Origin of the sequence: Acidihalobacter yilgarnensis, assembly GCF_001753245.1 — a bacterium.
GTDB lineage: Bacteria > Pseudomonadota > Gammaproteobacteria > DSM-5130 > Acidihalobacteraceae > Acidihalobacter > Acidihalobacter yilgarnensis.
The window spans coordinates 3548368-3566941 of sequence record NZ_CP017415.1 but is presented as its reverse complement, the minus strand read 5'-3'; the positions used below and the strand labels follow the sequence as shown (position 1 = coordinate 3566941).

At 58.1% G+C, this 18574-nt stretch carries 19 protein-coding genes and 1 pseudogene; all 20 read left to right on the top strand.

Going from position 1 to position 18574, the window contains the following annotated elements; translation table 11 throughout:
* Positions 1–195 precede the first annotated feature (195 nt).
* Positions 196–330, top strand: a complete 135-nt coding sequence (rpmH, locus tag BI364_RS17140) for a 50S ribosomal protein L34 (protein WP_038087773.1) — start codon at positions 196–198, stop codon at positions 328–330.
* 11 nt (positions 331–341) lie between these two features.
* The gene (rnpA, locus tag BI364_RS17135) at positions 342–683 is read left to right on the top strand and encodes a ribonuclease P protein component (protein WP_070080189.1); all 342 of its coding nucleotides are present in this window, start codon (positions 342–344) and stop codon (positions 681–683) included.
* Between the two features lie 4 nt (positions 684–687).
* Positions 688–936: a membrane protein insertion efficiency factor YidD gene (yidD, locus tag BI364_RS17715; protein ID WP_156782825.1), complete on the top strand. Its 249-nt coding sequence runs from the start codon at positions 688–690 to the stop codon at positions 934–936.
* Positions 929–2566 carry a membrane protein insertase YidC gene (yidC, locus tag BI364_RS17130; RefSeq protein WP_070079768.1) on the top strand — a complete coding sequence of 546 codons (1638 nt, stop codon included), beginning with the start codon at positions 929–931 and terminating at the stop codon, positions 2564–2566. The genes yidD and yidC overlap by 8 nt, the downstream gene beginning before the upstream one ends.
* A gap of 2 nt (positions 2567–2568) precedes the next feature.
* Entirely contained in the window at positions 2569–3921 is a 1353-nt protein-coding gene (gene mnmE, locus BI364_RS17125; protein ID WP_070079767.1) for a tRNA uridine-5-carboxymethylaminomethyl(34) synthesis GTPase MnmE, read from the top strand.
* A 91-nt stretch (positions 3922–4012) separates the two neighbouring features.
* Positions 4013–5895 (top strand): annotated as a pseudogene (mnmG, locus tag BI364_RS17120) (tRNA uridine-5-carboxymethylaminomethyl(34) synthesis enzyme MnmG).
* A 3-nt stretch (positions 5896–5898) separates the two neighbouring features.
* Positions 5899–6543, top strand: coding sequence for a 16S rRNA (guanine(527)-N(7))-methyltransferase RsmG (rsmG, locus tag BI364_RS17115; RefSeq protein WP_070079766.1), 645 nt, complete (start codon positions 5899–5901; stop codon positions 6541–6543).
* Complete coding sequence (locus BI364_RS17110; RefSeq protein WP_070080188.1) at positions 6536–7321, top strand: ParA family protein; 786 nt, start codon at positions 6536–6538, stop codon at positions 7319–7321. Before rsmG ends, BI364_RS17110 begins: the two co-directional genes overlap by 8 nt.
* Before the next feature lie 14 nt (positions 7322–7335).
* Positions 7336–8187: a ParB/RepB/Spo0J family partition protein gene (locus tag BI364_RS17105; RefSeq protein ID WP_070079765.1), complete on the top strand. Its 852-nt coding sequence runs from the start codon at positions 7336–7338 to the stop codon at positions 8185–8187.
* 115 nt (positions 8188–8302) lie between these two features.
* Positions 8303–8641 carry an ATP synthase subunit I gene (locus tag BI364_RS17100; protein ID WP_233279644.1) on the top strand — a complete coding sequence of 113 codons (339 nt, stop codon included), beginning with the start codon at positions 8303–8305 and terminating at the stop codon, positions 8639–8641.
* A gap of 52 nt (positions 8642–8693) precedes the next feature.
* The gene (gene atpB, locus BI364_RS17095) at positions 8694–9578 is read left to right on the top strand and encodes a F0F1 ATP synthase subunit A (protein ID WP_070079763.1); all 885 of its coding nucleotides are present in this window, start codon (positions 8694–8696) and stop codon (positions 9576–9578) included.
* A 55-nt stretch (positions 9579–9633) separates the two neighbouring features.
* Complete coding sequence (gene atpE / locus BI364_RS17090) at positions 9634–9930, top strand: F0F1 ATP synthase subunit C (RefSeq protein ID WP_070079762.1); 297 nt, start codon at positions 9634–9636, stop codon at positions 9928–9930.
* 38 nt (positions 9931–9968) lie between these two features.
* Positions 9969–10439, top strand: coding sequence for a F0F1 ATP synthase subunit B (locus BI364_RS17085; RefSeq protein WP_070079761.1), 471 nt, complete (start codon positions 9969–9971; stop codon positions 10437–10439).
* 14 nt (positions 10440–10453) lie between these two features.
* On the top strand, positions 10454–10990 hold the full coding sequence (locus tag BI364_RS17080) for a F0F1 ATP synthase subunit delta (RefSeq protein ID WP_070079760.1): 537 nt from the start codon (positions 10454–10456) through the stop codon (positions 10988–10990).
* Positions 10991–11003: 13 nt separating this feature from the next.
* Positions 11004–12545, top strand: coding sequence for a F0F1 ATP synthase subunit alpha (atpA, locus tag BI364_RS17075; RefSeq protein ID WP_070079759.1), 1542 nt, complete (start codon positions 11004–11006; stop codon positions 12543–12545).
* Between the two features lie 6 nt (positions 12546–12551).
* Entirely contained in the window at positions 12552–13412 is an 861-nt protein-coding gene (gene atpG / locus BI364_RS17070) for a F0F1 ATP synthase subunit gamma (RefSeq protein WP_070079758.1), read from the top strand.
* A 44-nt stretch (positions 13413–13456) separates the two neighbouring features.
* A complete protein-coding gene (gene atpD, locus BI364_RS17065) occupies positions 13457–14836 on the top strand; it encodes a F0F1 ATP synthase subunit beta (protein ID WP_070079757.1) in 1380 nt (459 codons plus the stop codon).
* 20 nt (positions 14837–14856) lie between these two features.
* Positions 14857–15285, top strand: coding sequence for a F0F1 ATP synthase subunit epsilon (locus tag BI364_RS17060; protein ID WP_070079756.1), 429 nt, complete (start codon positions 14857–14859; stop codon positions 15283–15285).
* A 50-nt stretch (positions 15286–15335) separates the two neighbouring features.
* Entirely contained in the window at positions 15336–16712 is a 1377-nt protein-coding gene (gene glmU / locus BI364_RS17055; protein ID WP_070079755.1) for a bifunctional UDP-N-acetylglucosamine diphosphorylase/glucosamine-1-phosphate N-acetyltransferase GlmU, read from the top strand.
* Positions 16713–16717: 5 nt separating this feature from the next.
* Positions 16718–18553 carry a glutamine--fructose-6-phosphate transaminase (isomerizing) gene (gene glmS / locus BI364_RS17050; protein ID WP_070079754.1) on the top strand — a complete coding sequence of 612 codons (1836 nt, stop codon included), beginning with the start codon at positions 16718–16720 and terminating at the stop codon, positions 18551–18553.
* The last annotated feature ends 21 nt before the right edge of the window (positions 18554–18574 follow it).

Sequence of the window (18574 nt, the reverse complement as noted above, 5' to 3'; positions counted from 1 at the left end):
AGCTTGCCCCCTAGGGGATGGGATAAACGGGTGAGATCAGAGGTATCTCGACGGACGAAAGAGTGTATACGCAGGTACTCATGGGTGCCACTTTGCACGGGCGCCGTACTTGACAGCATGACGGTCGCCGCGTAACTTTCCTCCTCTTTTTCCTGAGTCCGGGAGATCCGGTCTTGCTGAGTGGATTGAATCGATATGAAACGTACCTTCCAGCCGAGTAACCTCCATCGCAAGCGCACTCATGGCTTCCGTGCCCGCATGCGTACTCAAGGTGGTCGCGCCGTGATTGCAGCACGCCGTGCGAAGGGTCGTCATCGCCTGACGCCGTAACGTTGGAAGTGATGCCGGCACAGTCATTCCCGCGCTGTGCCAGGTTGACGGAAGCCGCCGATTATGGGCGTGTTTTCGCCGGCAGAAAGAAGTCAGGCGGTCGAGTTTTCTTGTTGAAATGGGTTCCTAACGGGCTCGGCAAGGCAAGACTCGGGCTTGCGATTTCACGCAAATGCGCACGCAGTGCGGTCGTCAGGCAGAGAATCAAGCGCGTGATCAGGGAAAGCTTCAGGTTAAGACAAACCGACTTTCCTGCCGTCGATGTTGTAGTAATGTGCAGACCTGACGCGGCCAAGCTGGATAAACAGCAGTTGCGTGAGGCGTTGGAGCGACAGTGGCAATCGATCGGGTAAAACCATGCGTGGTTTGCTGATCCTATTGATCAAGGCTTATCGCCTGATCCTCAGTCCCTACATCGGGCAACATTGCCGTTTTCACCCAACATGTTCTGTCTATGCCATTGAGGCGCTCGAACGCTACGGCGCAATCAAGGGCAGTTGGCTGGCGATTAAACGCCTTTCATGTTGTCACCCCTGGCACCCCGGTGGTCATGATCCCCTTCCGAACGATTCGATAAAACAACCTACAAGTCGACACGATGGATAATTTCCGGCCCCTGCTGTACATCTCTTTGCTGTTTGTGCTGTTTGTGATCTGGCAGGACTGGCAACATGCCCATCAGCCGACACAACCGGTTGCCACGACGACTAAGGCACCGACGACCGGCAACGCAGTAAACGTACCTGGCATGCCGGCAGCTGCGTCGCCGTCGGTGGTGGCAACCACGCCCGCGACCAGTAAGGGCGAACGGATCCAGATCCGTACCGATGTGCTTCATCTGACTATCAGTACGCGGGGTGGTGATGTTCTGGAGGCTCAGCTACCGACCTATCCTATTTCTGTGAACGAACCGCATGATCCGTTCACACTGATGTTCGACCGGAACGGCACCTTTGTTGCCCAGTCTGGCCTGATTTCCGCCGATGCGGCCAATGCGCCGAATCACTACGCTATCTACCACGCAGCACAGCCGTCTTACGAGATGCGGAATGGTGAGAAGACTCTGAGGGTGCCATTGACCTGGACGAGTCCTGGCGGTATCAAAGTCACAAAAACGTATATCTTCCATCGCGGCAGTTTTCTGGTCGACGTCGACTATCGCATCGAGAACGCAAGCGGAAAACCCTGGAAGGGCGTGGTTTATTCGCAGTTGGTTCATAGTCCGCTGGAGAGCCACAGCAGTTTCTTGCAAGCGCATTCATATGAAGGCGCGGCCTACTACGACGGTAGTTACCAGAAGGTACCCTTCGACGACATGGCCAAGTCGCCCTTGGCCAAGACCGTCAAGGGTGGTTGGATGGCCATGGTGCAACACTATTTCCTGGTGGCATGGATACCCGAGAAGGGCAGCGATTACGACTACTACAGCAAAACCTTCAGCGCTGATGGTAATCCGCTCTACCTGATCGGCTACCGCACCAGTGCAGTTGATGTTGCGCCCGGCCAGAGTAGTCAATTGAGCAGTCGCATGTGGATCGGGCCAGAGCTGCAGGATAAGCTCGAACAGGTTGCGCCAGGGCTTGATTTAACTACGGGTTACGGCATTTTCACAGTGATCGCCAAGCCGTTGTTTTGGCTCCTGAGCAAAATTCACGGCCTAGTCGGCAATTGGGGCTTTGCGATCATATTGCTGACGCTGATGATCAAGTTGGCCTTCTACAAGTTGTCAGCGACCAGCTATCGCTCGATGGCGCGCATGCGTAACCTTCAACCGAAGATGCAGGCGCTCAAGGAGCGTTTTGGTGATGACCGCCAGAAGCTCAGCCAAGCAACCATGGAGCTGTACAAAACCGAGAAGATCAATCCACTCGGCGGCTGCTTGCCGATCGTTGTCCAGATCCCGGTATTCATCGCGTTGTACTGGGTGCTGCTCGAGAGCGTCGAACTGCGCCAAGCACCCTTTATTTTCTGGATACACGACCTGTCGACCAAGGATCCTTATTTTGTTCTACCGGTTCTGATGGGCATCACCATGTTCTTGCAGCAACGGCTCAATCCGGCGCCGATGGATCCGCTACAAAAGCGCATCATGACCATCATGCCGCTAGGTTTTGCCGTATTCATGGCCTTCTTCCCTGCGGGTCTGGTGCTCTACTGGGTAGTGAATAACACGCTTTCCATTGGGCAACAGTGGCTGATCACCAAACGCATGGCTGCTACAAACACCGGAAAATAACCATGGCGGTGGTGCAATCGCGCGATACGATTGCCGCGATCGCCACATCTTCTGGCCGCGGCGCAATCGGCATTGTACGCATCAGCGGAAGCGATGCCTTCGCATTAGCGGAGCAGCTGACCGGGCGGATCTTGCCAGCGCCACGTATGGCAGGCTTGAGGTATTGCCTGGGTGCGGACGGCGAGCCCATCGATCAGGGACTGCTATTGTGCTTCCCTGGTCCAAATTCGTTCACCGGTGAGGACATCGTCGAATTTCAGGGTCACGGTGGCCACGTGATTCTGCACATGATTTGGCAACGTCTCATTACATTGGGTGCCCGCCCGGCCCGACCTGGCGAATTCAGCGAACGCGCCTATCTCAATGGGCGCATTGATCTGGCGCAGGCGGAGGCAATAGCCGATCTGATTGATGCTGGCAGCCGACAGGCTGCTCGCGCTGCGCTGCGCTCGCTGCGCGGTGATTTCTCTACCAAGGTCGAATCTCTGCGTACACGCTTGATCGCATTACGCGTCGAACTGGAGGCCGCGATCGACTTTTCCGACGAGGACGATGTCGATGCATTCGCGTCGCAGCGGTTCGAGCGGGCGCTTGCCGACACCTCTGCAGCCCTAGCCACGCTGCTAGTGGAGGCCGAACAGGGCCGCCGTCTTGCCCAAGGTGCTGTGATGGTGATCGGCGGTGCGCCGAATGTTGGAAAATCCAGTCTGCTCAACCGGCTCGCTGGGGATGACATGGCAATTGTCACGCCTGTGGCAGGGACCACGCGTGACCTGCTACGCACGGACGTGGTGCTTGAAGGGTTACCGCTGCGAATTATAGATACCGCAGGTATACGCGAGACCAGCGACGTGGTTGAGCGAGAAGGCGTTGCGCGCGCTAGGCAAGCGATGCGCCAGGCGGACTTAATTGTTCTGATGGATGTCGCAGGCGAGGCGGCATTAGCGGACACCTTGCCAAACGACTTACCACCACAGACGCCGGTATTGCACCTGAGGAACAAGATAGACCTGAGTGGGGATCAGCCTGGTTATGCGCCAGGGAACACGTTCATGGGCATCTCCGTGCTTACGGGGGCTGGCATGGAGATTTTGACCACGGAGCTAGTGCGTTTGCTCGGTGGGTCGCCATCGAATGAATCGACATTCACGGCACGTGCCCGACAGATAGAGGCTTTACGACAGAGCGCCGTCGCACTGGATGCCGCTCGCTTGGTATTAACACAGGGGCTCGGGATCGAGTTATTGGCCGAAGAACTCCGTCATGCGCATGATCATCTGGGTGTCATTACTGGTCAGGTTACGCCAGATCAGCTCCTCGGGGAGATTTTCTCAACTTTTTGCATCGGCAAATAAGCCGGTCGAGGCCTATGGTGTTTTTTGACGCCCCGCAGCGCATGCCGGAGAATGTGCCCCGCTGTGGCACGGGTGTCGCGGGGTATAAGCAATGAATGAACATTATGATGTCATCGTCGTGGGGGGGGGCACGCAGGTACCGAGGCGGCGCTCGCCGCGGCCCGTATGGGCGCACGCGTCCTGCTGTTGACGCATAACATCGAGACCATCGGACAGATGAGTTGCAACCCCGCCATCGGGGGTATCGGCAAAGGTCATCTGGTCAGGGAAATCGATGCGATGGGTGGGTTGATGGCGACCGCAGCCGATCAAGCTGGCATCCACTTCCGTACCCTTAACGCCCGGAAAGGCCCGGCGGTACGCGCGACGCGTGCACAAGCAGATCGAAATCTGTACCGCGCTGCCGTGCGCGCAGCGGTGGAATCTCAACCTGGGCTCAGTGTGTTTCAACAACCGGTTGACGACCTGATATTGCAGGGTGATCGCGTCACAGGCGTGATTACGCAGATGGGATTACGCATTGCTGCGCATGCCGTTGTACTGACCGTGGGTACGTTCCTGGCGGGTCGCATCCACGTAGGCGAGCATCAGCAAGCCGGTGGCCGAGCCGGTGATGCCCCCGCCACGACGCTCGCCGCCCGCCTGCGTGAGCTGGCGCCGGGCGTCGGCCGACTCAAAACCGGCACACCGCCGAGAATAGATGGCCGCAGCATCGATTACCGTGTTTTGGAAACACAGCCTGGAGACGAGCCGAGACCCGTTTTTTCCTTTCTCGGCGTGCGCGCACAGCATCCGAGGCAGGTGCCGTGTCATATCGCGCGGACCAACGCACGCACGCATGAGATCATTGCGGCGGCAATGCATCGCTCGCCGCTTTTCTCGGGTCAAATCGAGGGCGTTGGGCCACGTTACTGCCCCTCGATCGAGGACAAGGTCGTGCGCTTTGCGGATCGCGACTCGCACCAGATATTCGTCGAGCCGGAGGGTCTGGAAAGTCGGGAAATCTACCCGAATGGAATATCGACGAGCCTGCCCTTCGATGTTCAGCTCGATCTGGTACGCAGTATCAAGGGCTTCGAGCAGGCGCATATTACGCGGCCTGGCTACGCGATCGAATACGATTTCTTCGACCCGAGGGGACTCACGGCAGCGCTGCAGTCGCGCGCGATAGAGGGCTTGTTTCTCGCCGGACAGATCAACGGTACGACTGGTTATGAAGAGGCTGCAGCGCAGGGGTTGCTCGCTGGCGTCAATGCGGTGTTGTTTCAACGAGAAGCGCCGCCATGGTGGCCCGCGCGCAGCGAGGCCTATCTTGGAGTGCTGGTCGACGACCTGATCACACAGGGTACTCAAGAGCCCTATCGCATGTTTACCAGCCGTGCGGAATATCGGTTGACGCTTAGAGAGGACAATGCCGATCTCCGGTTGACGACCGTGGCGCGGGGATTGGGCCTGATCGACGATGCGCGCTGGACGGCTTTTGAACGCAAGCGCGAGGCCATCGAGCGCGAGCAGGCGCGCGCGCGCGATACGAGGCTTACGCCGGCCGACTGTTTGCGCGGCGGCTTGGCGCAACACATCGGCCAGTTGCCCACGGAGCCGGTACGCGTCGCCGAACTGCTGCGCCGGCCTGGCGTACAGATACGGGACTTGGAGGCGTCCGGTGTGTACCAATGCGCCAGTGACGACGAGGCCGTCATCGAGCAGGTCGAGATTCAAGCCAAATACGCGGGTTATATCGACCGCCAGGCGCTGGAAATTCGGCGTAATCTGAGTCAAGAGGGGCGTTTGGTTCCAGAAGATCTCGACTACGAATCCGTTGATGGACTTTCCACCGAAGTGAGGCAGAAGCTTGCGCATCACCGTCCGCAGACACTGGGACAGGCCTCGCGGATTGCAGGCGTAACGCCGTCCGCCATATCGTTGCTATTGGTGCATCTAAGACGGCACCACGGTGAGCGGGAGACGGCCTGAGGCATGGATGTCGAGGCAGAGGCCCATCTCCTGGCAGGCTTGGAGGTGCTGGGACTGGATACCCGTCCGGAACGGATCGCCATGCAGCAGCGTTATCTCGCACTCATGGTGCGCTGGAACCGTGTGCATAATCTGACCGCGATCCAGGGTGATAAGGCCTTGGTGTCGCACCACTTGCTAGACAGTCTATCGATACAGCGTAACCTGCATGGCAGATCAATACTGGATGTAGGCAGTGGCGCTGGTCTGCCCGGAATACCGCTTGCGATCTACCAACCGGATCGGCGATTTACCTTGTTGGATGCGAGCGCCAAACGCGTCCGTTTTCAGCGCCAATGCTTGCTTGAATTGGCGCTGAATAACGTATGTGCAGTACATGAGAGGATCGAGCGCTACTCGCCTGCCGAAGGCTTTGATACAGTCGTCAGCCGGGCATTTTCCACATTGGCCGATTTTGCGCTGGCCGCCAGACATACGTTGGCACCCGACGGACACCTGCTGGCGATGAAGGGCCGGTATCCCGCAGATGAATTGGAAGCCTTACCCCGCGGCGTGCGGGTGCATGCCGTGCATGCACTGCAGGTGCCGGGACTGGACGCGCAGAGACATTTGGTGGACCTCGGCTGGGAAGCGAATGACCATAACTAGGATCAGGGCACTGGCGAACCAGAAAGGCGGCGTCGGCAAAACCACTACGAGCGTCAACCTAGCCGCATCGCTGGCGGCGACCAAGCGCCGAGTGCTGCTCGTAGACATGGACCCGCAGGGCAATGCCACCATGGGCAGCGGGGTGGATAAATACCACCTGGGGTACTCGGCCCTAGATCTCATGCTTGGGGATGCAGATGTCGCCGAAGTCATTCGCCCCGCGGCGGACAACGGCTACGACATCATTCCTGCCAATGGCGACCTCACTGCTGCAGAGGTCGGGTTGATGCAAGTGGCGCGCAAAGAGTACCGCTTGCGCGACGCGCTTGTGCCCGTGGTGGGGCGCTATGATTACATCCTCATAGATTGCCCGCCTTCATTGAACATGCTGACGGTGAATGCATTGGCCGCTGCTCAAGGCGTCGTGATCCCCATCCAGTGCGAATACTATGCACTGGAAGGATTGACCGCGTTAATGAAAACCATCGAGCGCATTCGCGAGGGCGTCAATCGGGAACTTGAGATCGAGGGATTGTTGCGTACGATGTTCGACCCCAGAAACAACTTGGCCAACGATGTCTCCGCACAGTTGATCGCGCACTTCGGCGAGCGTGTCTACCGGACGATTATCCCTCGCAACGTGCGGCTGGCGGAGGCGCCGAGTCATGGTATCCCTGTATTGAATTATGATCGCACGTCCAGCGGCGCACTCGCATATCTCGCCCTGGCGGGCGAAATCATTCGGCGTGACCAGCGGGCGCAACAAGCCGTCGACTAGGAGATACAGCGATTATGGTACGGCGAAAGCGAGGATTAGGCTCACGCGGGCTGGACGCCCTGCTCTCAGGTCAGGCGGATTCCATCGAGGAAGACGGCGAGGACGGCGAGCTGCGCGCGTTGGGCGTCGAGCAGATACAGCGCGGGCGATATCAGCCGCGCATGAACATCCGTAGCGAAGAGTTGGAGGAGCTGGCCGCGTCTATTCGCGCGCAAGGCGTCATCCAGCCGGTGGTCGTACGCAAGGTTGGCGACGGCTATGAGTTGATTGCTGGTGAGCGACGCTGGCGAGCGGCGCAGCTCGCTGGTCTGCACGAGATACCAGCATTGATCCGCGATTTACCAGACCAAGCGGTCGCGGCCATGTCGCTGATCGAAAATATCCAGCGCGAGGACTTGAATCCGATTGAGGAAGCGCTGGCGCTGGCGCGTTTGATCGAGGAATTCGGTCTGACGCACCAACAAACGGCAGACGCGGTAGGTCGCTCGCGCGCCGCGGTAAGCAATCTGCTGCGCTTGCGAGATCTTGGCGAGGTTGCGCGCGAACTGCTGGAAACGCGCCGGATCGAGATGGGACATGCACGCGCGCTGTTGCCCTTGAGCGCCGGAGAACAGGCAAGCGTTGCACGAGAGATTGCCGCCCGCGGTCTGAGCGTGCGTCAGACGGAACAGCTCATCCGCGCGCGTGCGCGGCCGCCGACAGTACCCAGAACGTCAACGCCGGACGTCGCGCGGGTAGAGACGGATATCGCCGAGCGTTTGGGTGCAAAGGTACGTATCGAGCAGGGCAACAAGGGCACCGGGCGATTGATCATTCAGTACAACAGCCTCGATGAACTGGATGGGATTTTGTCTCATATCAAGTGACTAGGACTTCGGTTGACGCTGTAAGAGTGACTCTCTATACTGCGCCGCGGGCATGTACGGGGGAGGCCCCTGAGGCCTTCCGGTCAAAGAGGGCGGTATGCGCAGCTCAATCTTGATGTTTCAGACCGGATTGGTGCTGATTGGGGTAGGAATAGCCGCCTACGCAAAAGGACAACATGGTATCGAGGCGGCGCTCTATGGTGGCGCAGTGGCCTTGGCCAATACATTGATGCTGGTACGCCGCATCGAGCGCGTCGGGGCGGTTGTTTCGGTCAGCGTTCAGCGAGGGATGGCGCTGCTTTATATCAGCGCGGTTCTACGCTTTGTGTTTGTTCTGGCAGCGCTGGCGACAGGATTGGGTTTTTTCAAGCTCGCTCCCCTCCCGCTGATAGGCACGTTTGTAGGCGCGCAGGCCGCCTACATCTTGATAAGCACGCGCACGCACGATCGATAGATCGATCATTGCGTGTAGCAGGCAGGTAGTCACGACTGAGGAGCGTACGAGAATGAGCGCAACCGAAACCTCTCAACCGGTGAATGCCGTTGAGTACATGCAGCACCATTTGACCGATTGGTGCATCGGTTGCAATCCGACGACACATCAAACCTCTAATATCATCGATTTTCACGCATTCTTCGTCGACTCATGGTTGATGGGGCTGCTTGTTGCCATTCTCATTGGCTTCGTGGCTTGGCGTATCGGGCGTAGCCTTGATGCCGATAAGCCCACCGGTATGCAAAACGTGCTTGAGGCCATGGTCGAATTTGTCAACGGCCAAGTGCGGGATGTGTTCACCTCTAAGGCCAATCCGCTGATCGGCCCATTGGCGTTAACGATATTCGTCTGGGTTTTCCTGATGAATTTCATAGACCTGATCCCAGTCGATTTGATTCCTACGGCGGTAGCCTGGGTCGCGCACGCGGTATTCGGTGTGCAGGGGCCCGTTTATTTCCGCGCGGTGCCGACGGCCAATCTGGGTGCGCCCTTCGGTATGGCGTTAACGGTGTTTGCACTGATCATTTATTACAACCTTACGATCAAGGGCCCCGTGGGCTATCTCAAGATGTTCTTGTTCCACCCCTTCGGTAAGTACTTCGTACCGGTGAACATCGTCATGAGTTTGATTGAGGAAATTGCCAAGCCACTCAGCCTGGCGTTGCGACTGTTTGGCAACATGTTCGCTGGCGAGCTGGTGTTCATGCTCATCGCGCTGTTGGTGTTGACGCACGCCGATACCTTGAGCTGGAGTCTGCTGGGCTGGTTTCCCCTACAAATACTCGCGGGCCTTGGATGGTCTATATTCCACATCCTCGTGATTACCTTGCAGGCCTTCATTTTCATGGTGCTGACCATTGTGTACCTGGGAATGGCGCACACCTCGGATCATTAAAAACGTTCTTTTACCTAGTCCTAGACGAAATCATCAGACTTTTCAGGAGGTCACCATGAATGCCGAAATGATTACCATGATCTATGCCTACACTGCCGTCGGTGTTGGCGTGATCCTTGCCGCCGCGGGCCTCGGTTCCGCCATCGGTTGGGGTCTGATCTGTTCCAAGACCCTCGAGGGTATTGCACGTCAGCCTGAACTGCGTCCGACGCTGATGACCAACATGTTCATTTTCGCCGGCCTGATGGAGTCCTTCCCCTTCATCATCCTCGCCTTCGCGATGTGGTTCCTGTTTGCAAATCCGTTCATCGGTGCGGCCGCCAGTGCCGTCAAGGCAGCTGTAGGCAGCTGATCGTCCGATAAACTCAGCCTGCAGACCGGGGGGCTACCGTGAGTATTACCGCAACACTATTTGCCCAGATCCTGACGTTTGGACTGCTGGTATTGTTCGTCAAGGCGACCTTATGGGGGCCTATGACGCGCATGCTGGAAGATCGCAAGAGCCGCATCGCGGAAGGACTTGCGGCAGCCGAGCGGGGACGTCGTGAGCACGAATTGGCCGAGCAGCGCGCAGAAGAGCGCCTTCGCGAAGCTAAGACACAGGCAGCGGAGATCATTGCGCAGGCGCAGAAGCGTAGCGCTGAGATCATCGATGAAGCCAAAAACGCAGCGACAGCGGAGAGCGATCGCATCAAGACCGCGGCTGAGGCGGAGCTGGTCCAGGAGGTCGCACGCGCAAGGCAGCAGCTGCGCAGCCAAGTGGTATCGCTTGCCGTGGAGGGTGCTGGGCGCGTGTTGGCGCGAGAGGTCGATGCCAAGGTACATGAACAGGCACTCGACGACCTCGTTGGCCAGATCTGACGGAGGCACACATTATGTCCGAGCAGATCACTTTCGCGCGTCCATACGCCAGGGCCGCATTCGAGTTGGCGCAGTCGGCGAAGCGTGTACCGGCGTGGAAGCATGCAGTGGACACGTTGGCGACTATCGTTGCACTGCCTGACGTACAGACATTGATCCTCGATCCGCGTGTCCCGCCGATGGTGCAGGCGCAGATCATCATCGATGCCGGTGCAGATGCGTTCGACGCCGAGTCGGCGAATTTGGTGCGTTTGCTCGCCGAAAACCGACGCTTGCAGGCGGCGCCTGAACTTGCCCTCTATTACGAATCGCTTTGTGATGCCGCAGAGGGGACGATCGAAGCCGAGGCAATCAGTGCCTATCCGTTGGATGAAACCCAGCGCGAATCCTTGGTGGCTGCGCTCAAGCGACGTTTGGGTAAAAACGTGAATCTGAGCACGCGTGAAGACTCTGCGCTGCTGGCGGGTGTCGTAGTTCACGCTGGCGATCTGGTCATCGATGGCTCACTCAAAGGACGTCTCGGGCAGATGGCCCGGGCTATGAGCCGCTAAGAGGAATTTAGAGATGCAACTCAATCCGACTGAAATCAGCGATCTGATCAAAAAACGCATCAAGGATTTCGAATCCACCGCTGAGGCTCGTACCGAAGGGACCGTAGTGAGCGTGTCCGACGGCATCGTGCGCATTCACGGTCTGTCTGACGTGATGGCGGGTGAAATGATCGAATTTCCCGGCGAGACCTACGGACTGGCGCTCAATCTCGAACGCGATTCTGTGGGTTCTGTCGTGCTCGGTGACTACAAGCACATCAGCGAGGGCGACGCAGCCAAGTGCACGGGTCGTATCCTTGAGGTGCCGGTTGGCCCCGGATTATTGGGGCGTGTGGTCGACTCACTGGGTAACCCGATTGATGGCAAGGGTCCAGTTGAGTCTGACGGCACCTCCCCTATCGAGAAAATCGCACCCGGCGTGATCGAGCGTAAGTCGGTCGATCAGCCGGTCCAGACCGGTATCAAGGCGATCGACGCCATGGTGCCGATCGGGCGCGGCCAGCGCGAGCTGATTATCGGTGATCGCCAGACCGGCAAGACGGCGGTTGCCATCGATGCGATCATCAACCAGAAGGGCACCGGCGTTAAGTGCATCTATGTCGCCGTCGGACAGAAGGCGTCTTCGATTGCCAACGTGGTGCGCAAGCTGGAAGAGCATGGCGCACTGGCGCATACGATTATCGTGGCGGCAGGCGCCTCTGACTCGGCCGCGATGCAGTACATCGCGCCATACGCAGGCTGTGCGATGGGAGAGTATTTCCGCGACCGTGGCGAAGATGCGCTGATCGTGTATGACGATCTGACCAAGCAGGCTTGGGCCTATCGCCAGGTTTCGCTACTGCTGCGCCGTCCCCCGGGTCGCGAAGCGTATCCCGGCGACGTGTTCTACCTGCATTCCCGCCTGCTTGAGCGCGCATCGCGCGTGAACGCGGAGTATGTGGAGGCGTTCACGGGGGGCAAGGTCAAGGGCCAGACGGGCTCGCTGACTGCCTTGCCGATCATCGAGACGCAAGCGGGTGACGTATCGGCCTTCGTGCCCACCAATGTGATCTCAATCACCGACGGCCAGATATTCCTGGAGACGGACCTGTTCAACGCGGGTATTCGCCCGGCGATTAACGCGGGCCTGTCCGTATCGCGTGTTGGCGGCGCCGCGCAGACGAAGATCATCAAGAAGCTCGGTGGCGGCGTTCGACTCGCACTGGCGCAGTATCGTGAGCTGGCGGCGTTTTCACAGTTCGCATCGGACCTGGACGACTTCACGCGCAAGCAGCTTGAGCGTGGTCAGCGCGTGATGGAGCTGATGAAGCAGAAGCAGTATCAGCCGCTGTCCATCGGCGAAATGGGTTTTTCACTGTTTGCCGCGAACGAGGGCTTCCTGGATGACGTGGAGGTCCATAAGATTGTTGATTTCGAGGCGGCGTTACACAGCTACCTGAAGTCGGAGAAAGCCGAGCTGCTTGCACGCATCAACCAGAAGGGCGATTTCAATGATGAAATTGCCACGGAGATGAAGCAAGCCCTGGAGCATTTCAAGGCCAACAACGTCTGGTAATCCGCAATGGCAGCCGCAAAAGAGATCCGCTCGAAGATCAAGAGTATCAAAAATACTCAGAAGATCACCAAGGCCATGGAAATGGTGGCCGCGAGCAAGATGCGCAAGGCGCAGGAGCGCATGGAGGCGAGTCGTCCCTATGCGGAAAAAATCCACGAGGTGATCGGTCATCTCTCAATGGCACATCCGGAATACCATCACGCGTATATGGATTCGCGAGAGGTGAAACGGGTGGGTTTCGTGCTGGTTTCGACCGATCGCGGCTTGTGCGGCGGCCTTAACGTCAATCTGTTCAAACGGGCGTTGGGCGCGATGCGTGAATGGCAGCAGCAGAACGTCGAAATCGACCTCTGCCTGATCGGCGCGAAGGCGACGGCCTTTTTCAAGCGTTTCGGCGGCAATATCGTTGCGCAAACGACGCATTTGGGTGACAAACCCAGGCATGGTGACCTTATTGGCACGGTGGGTGTCATGCTCAATGCCTATGAGGAAAAGCGCATCGACCGGATGTTTCTGGTGGAGAACCAGTTCATCAATACGATGACGCAGAAGGCCGTCGTGACCCAGTTGCTACCCATTGAGCCGATCAAAGACGAACGATTGCAGCATCACTGGGACTATATCTACGAGCCCGAGGCCAAGGAAGTACTGGACGAACTGCTCAAGCGTTATGTCGAGTCGTTGGTCTATCAGGGTGTCGTGGAGAACGTCGCCTGTGAGATGGCTTCGCGAATGGTCGCAATGAAGAGCGCGTCGGATAACGCGGGCTCGCTGATCAGTGAACTACAGCTGGTCTACAACAAGGCCCGTCAAGCCGCGATCACCCAAGAGATTTCAGAAATCGTCGGTGGCGCCGCCGCCGTTTGAGCGGACGCGTCGGCTTAGGAATACGTGTTTACAGGGGACAGACCATGAGTTCTGGGAAAATCGTTGAAATCATCGGTGCGATCATCGATGTTGAGTTCCCGCGCGAAAGCGTGCCGAAGATTTACGACGCGCTGCAGATTGCTGAGAACGACCTCATTCTTGAGGTGCAGCAGCAGCTTGGCGACGGCGTGGTTCGCGCGATCGCGATGGGTGGTACGGATGGTCTCAAGCGTGGCATGCATGTGAACGCGACGGGTGCGCCGATTTCCGTGCCAGTGGGTATGGCTACCCTGGGCCGGATTATGGATGTGCTCGGTAAGCCTGTTGATAACGCCGGCGAGGTCAAGGCCGACGTACATTGGCCGATCCACCGCAGCGCACCCGCCTTTGACGAACAAGCCAATTCGACGGAACTGCTCGAGACGGGTATCAAGGTCATCGATCTGCTCTGTCCTTTCGCCAAGGGTGGTAAGGTCGGTCTGTTCGGTGGCGCCGGTGTCGGCAAGACCGTCAACATGATGGAGCTGATCCGCAACATCGCCATCGAGCACAGTGGTTACTCGGTTTTCGCTGGTGTCGGCGAGCGTACCCGCGAAGGCAACGATTTCTACCATGAAATGAAGGATTCCAACGTCCTTGACAAGGTTGCGCTCGTCTATGGACAGATGAACGAGCCTCCTGGTAACCGTCTGCGCGTTGCGCTGACCGGTCTGACGATGGCGGAATACTTCCGTGACGATGGACGTGACGTGCTGATGTTTATCGATAACATCTATCGTTACACCCTTGCGGGAACAGAGGTGTCCGCATTGCTCGGCCGCATGCCATCTGCGGTGGGGTATCAGCCGACACTGGCCGAGGAAATGGGTGTGTTGCAGGAGCGCATTACCTCAACCAAGACCGGTTCGATCACCTCGATTCAGGCCGTATACGTGCCTGCGGACGATCTCACCGATCCGTCGCCGGCCACGACGTTCGCCCATCTGGACGCCACGGTCGTGCTTTCCCGCCAGATCGCGGAGCTGGGTATCTACCCAGCGGTGGATCCGCTTGACTCCACCAGTCGGCAACTAGACCCGCAAGTTATCGGCGCGGAGCATTATGATACTGCACGCGCGGTTCAGAATGTATTGCAGCGCTACAAAGAGCTCAAGGATATTATTGCGATCCTGGGCATGGACGAACTGTCCGAGGACGACAAGCAGATCGTCGCGCGCGCACGTAAGATCCAGCGTTTTCTGTCCCAGCCATTTTTCGTGGCGGAGGTCTTCACGGGCGCACCGGGCAAGTACGTATCGCTCAAGGACACGATCCAGGGTTTCAAGGCGATTGTGGCGGGTGAATATGACCACCTTCCCGAGCAGGCCTTCTACATGGTGGGCACGATCGACGAAGCGATCGAAAAAGCCAAGACCCTCAAGTAAGCTGACCCACGGGGCCCAAGATGGCAATGACCATGCACGTCAACATCGTCAGCGCAGAGGAATCGATCTACTCCGGTACGGCAGAGCACGTATTTGCTCCCGCCGCACTGGGAGAGGTCGGGATCTGGCCACGGCACACGCCCCTGCTTTCGCAACTCAAGCCGGGTGAGATTCGGATTAAGCCGGAAGGATCTGCTGAGACGATGCATTTCTTTGTGTCCGGCGGGGTGCTCGAGGTACAACCCCATGTCGTCACTGTGCTGGCCGATACGGCGATTCGCGCCAAAGATCTAGACGAAGCCGAGGCACAGGCCGCCAAGGAGCGTGCTGAGGAATCGATGGCTGATCGCAAGGCGGATATCGATTTTGCCCGCGCTCAAGCGGAATTGGCGGATGCGGAAGCGCGTCTACGAATGATTCGAAACCTGAAGCAGAGTCGTCACGGCTAGCCAGACGCGCTCGGCGCCCGGCGGGCCGTTCAGCCCGATGGATGCAAGTCATGCCCCTGCGCACCCCCGTTGTTCCCGTGATCCTGGCTGCTGGCCAGGGCACGCGTATGCGTTCGTCTCGTCCTAAGGTCCTGCAGCCGCTGGCTGAAAAACCACTGTTGTTACACGTTTTGGAAACGGCTGCCCGTTTAGGTGGTACGGAACCGGTGGTGGTGGTGGGGCATGGTGCGGGGCAGGTACGTAGCGTACTTGATCCGGCATGCCGTTCCGTCATACAAGAGCCACAACTTGGCACCGGCCACGCGCTGCTGACTGCGTTGCCTCAAGTTGATAATGGGGCCACGATTCTTGTCCTGTATGGGGATGTCCCACTTGTCCGTGCGGAAACGCTGTGCGCGCTGCTTGAAATCATGCCGGCTGACGGATTGGCGCTATTGACCGTTACCCTGCCGAACCCGACGGGGTACGGCCGTATCCTGCGCGACGACGAAGGCCGTGTAACCGGGATCGTTGAGGAACGCGATGCGGATGCGGCGCAAAGGGCGCTTCGCGAGGTCAACACCGGTATCATGGCAGCGCCGCGTGCACGCTGGGTGGATTGGTTGTCGCAGATCGGGTGTGACAATGCGCAGGGTGAATATTATCTGACCGACTGTGTTTCGCTTGCCGCCGCAGAGGGCGTACCCATCGCGGTGCATTGCTGCCCTGACATCGAAGAGACTCGCGGCGTGAACGATCGCATCCAGCTTGCCGATGCAGAACGTGTATTGAGAGCGCGGCGTGCGGATGATCTCATGCGCGCAGGCGCGATTTTGAGGAACCCTGATTGTCTGGAGATTCGTGGCAACGTGACTGTTGGCACGGATGTCCAAATCGATACCGGCGTGGTGCTGGAGGGCGATATCGTTTTGGGCAAGGGCGTACGGATCGGACCCCATTGCACGTTACGAAATTGCAGTGTGGGTGACGATGCGGAGGTCTTGGCGCACTCGGTGTTAGATGGTGCCAAGGTGGGCGCTGGCTGTCGAATTGGCCCGTTCGCGCGGCTGCGCCCGGGCACAGATTTGTCGGCCGGCGTGCATGTTGGCAACTACGTGGAGATTAAAAACACGCGGGTTGGGACTGACTCGAAGATCAATCACCTGAGCTACATCGGCGACGCGCAAATTGGGAATGGCGTGAATATCGGTGCGGGTACGATCACCTGTAATTACGACGGCGTATACAAGCACAAGACGCAGATAGCGGATGGTGCCTTTATCGGTTCCAATACCGCCTTGGTCGCCCCGGTGCGGATCGGTGAGCATGCCACCGTAGGGGCGGGCTCGGTGATCACCCGGGACGCACCGGATCATAAGCTCACGCTAGCGCGAGCCCGACAGACCACGGTAGACGGCTGGCAGCCGCCGACCAAACTCAAGGAATAGCGGGTATGTGCGGAATTGTTGCCGGTATCGCCGAGCGGAACGTACAGGATATCCTGCTCGAAGGTCTGCGACGCTTGGAGTATCGCGGCTACGATTCAGCAGGAATTGCGGTGCTGGATGACGCGTGCGAGATTCAACGACGGCGACGTGTAGGCAAGGTTGTCGAGCTGAGCCAAGCGCTCGCTCGAGAGCCGTTGGCGGGGAAGGCCGGCATTGCGCACACGCGGTGGGCGACGCATGGTTCCCCCAGCGAGCACAACGCACACCCACATATTTCCACTGATCGTGTGGCCATTGTCCACAACGGTATTATCGAAAACCATGCGCCGATGCGTGAGGAACTGACGCGCCTCGGTTACGAGTTTCTATCGGAAACGGATACAGAGGTTGCTGCGCACCGCATCGCCCACTACCTCGATCAAGGCGCTGATCTATTGCAGGCGGTGCGGCGGTGTGTAGCCGAGCTTGAGGGTGCGTATGCCTTAGCGGTCATTGCGTGCGACGACCCAAGTCGTGTCGTTGCCTGCCGGAATGGCCCGCCACTGGTTGTTGGTTTCGGTATCGGTGAACACTTCGTCGCCTCAGACGTGCAGGCGTTGTTACCGGTTACACAGCGATTTACGTTTCTCGAAAATGGGGAAGTGGTCGACCTGCGTCGAGATGGCATCGATATTTACGATCGCGAAGGTCGCCGCGTCGAGCGTGAGGTGAGAGTTTCGGGCTTAACGGCCGGAGCCATCGACCGCGGGCAATATCGACACTTCATGCAAAAGGAAATTTTCGAGCAGCCCTACGCCATCAGCGAAACCCTTGAAGGGCGTGTCCGAGAGGACCGATCGATAGTACCCAGCATACTGGGTGTGTTGGCGGAGACCGTTCTGCCGCAGGTCCGGGCCGTGCAGATCGTGGCATGCGGCACAAGCTACCATGCGGGCCTGATCGCAAGATACTGGATGGAAGAAATAGCCGGGATTCCCTGCCTGGTAGAGGTCGCAAGCGAATATCGTTACCGTAAACACGTGGTGATGGCGGATACGCTCTTCCTGACCTTGTCGCAGTCGGGTGAAACAGCCGATACGCTGGCTGCAGTAGAGGCCTCGCGCGAGGAGCGCTATCTGGCACGTCTGGCCGTCTGCAACGTACCGGAAAGTTCTCTGGTGCGCGAATCGGAATTGGTACTACTGACGCACGCCGGTCCGGAGATCGGCGTTGCTTCGACTAAGGCCTTTACAACCCAGTTGGTCGCGCTGATGCAGGTGATACTGATATTGAGTCAGTATCGTGGCGTGGACGAACAGCGCTTGCGTGATTTACGCGGCCAATTGCTGCAATTGCCAGGTCTGATTGAACGGACGCTCGAACTGGATCCTGCGATCATGCGGATGGCGGAGCGCTTCGTGGAGCGCGGGCATGCGCTTTTTCTTGGGCGCGGTGCATTTTACCCGGTAGCGATGGAAGGCGCGCTCAAACTCAAGGAAATTTCCTATATTCACGCGGAGGCTTACCCTGCGGGTGAACTCAAGCATGGTCCTCTGGCGCTGGTGGATGCCGATATGCCGGTGATCGCGGTGGCACCTAATAACGACATGCTGGAAAAACTCAAATCGAATCTTGAGGAAGTCCGTGCGCGAGGTGGTGAACTATTCGTGTTTGCCGAGACTGGCGTAGCTCTCCAGAATGGCCCAGGCATGAATGTTATCGAGGTCCCGGCCGGTGCTGGGATGTTGGCGCCGGTGCTGATGACCGTTCCCTTACAACTGCTGGCGTATCATACGGCGGTGTTTAAGGGCACCGATGTAGATCAGCCCAGGAACCTGGCCAAATCCGTCACCGTCGAGTGACTGACATCCGTCATCTGATTG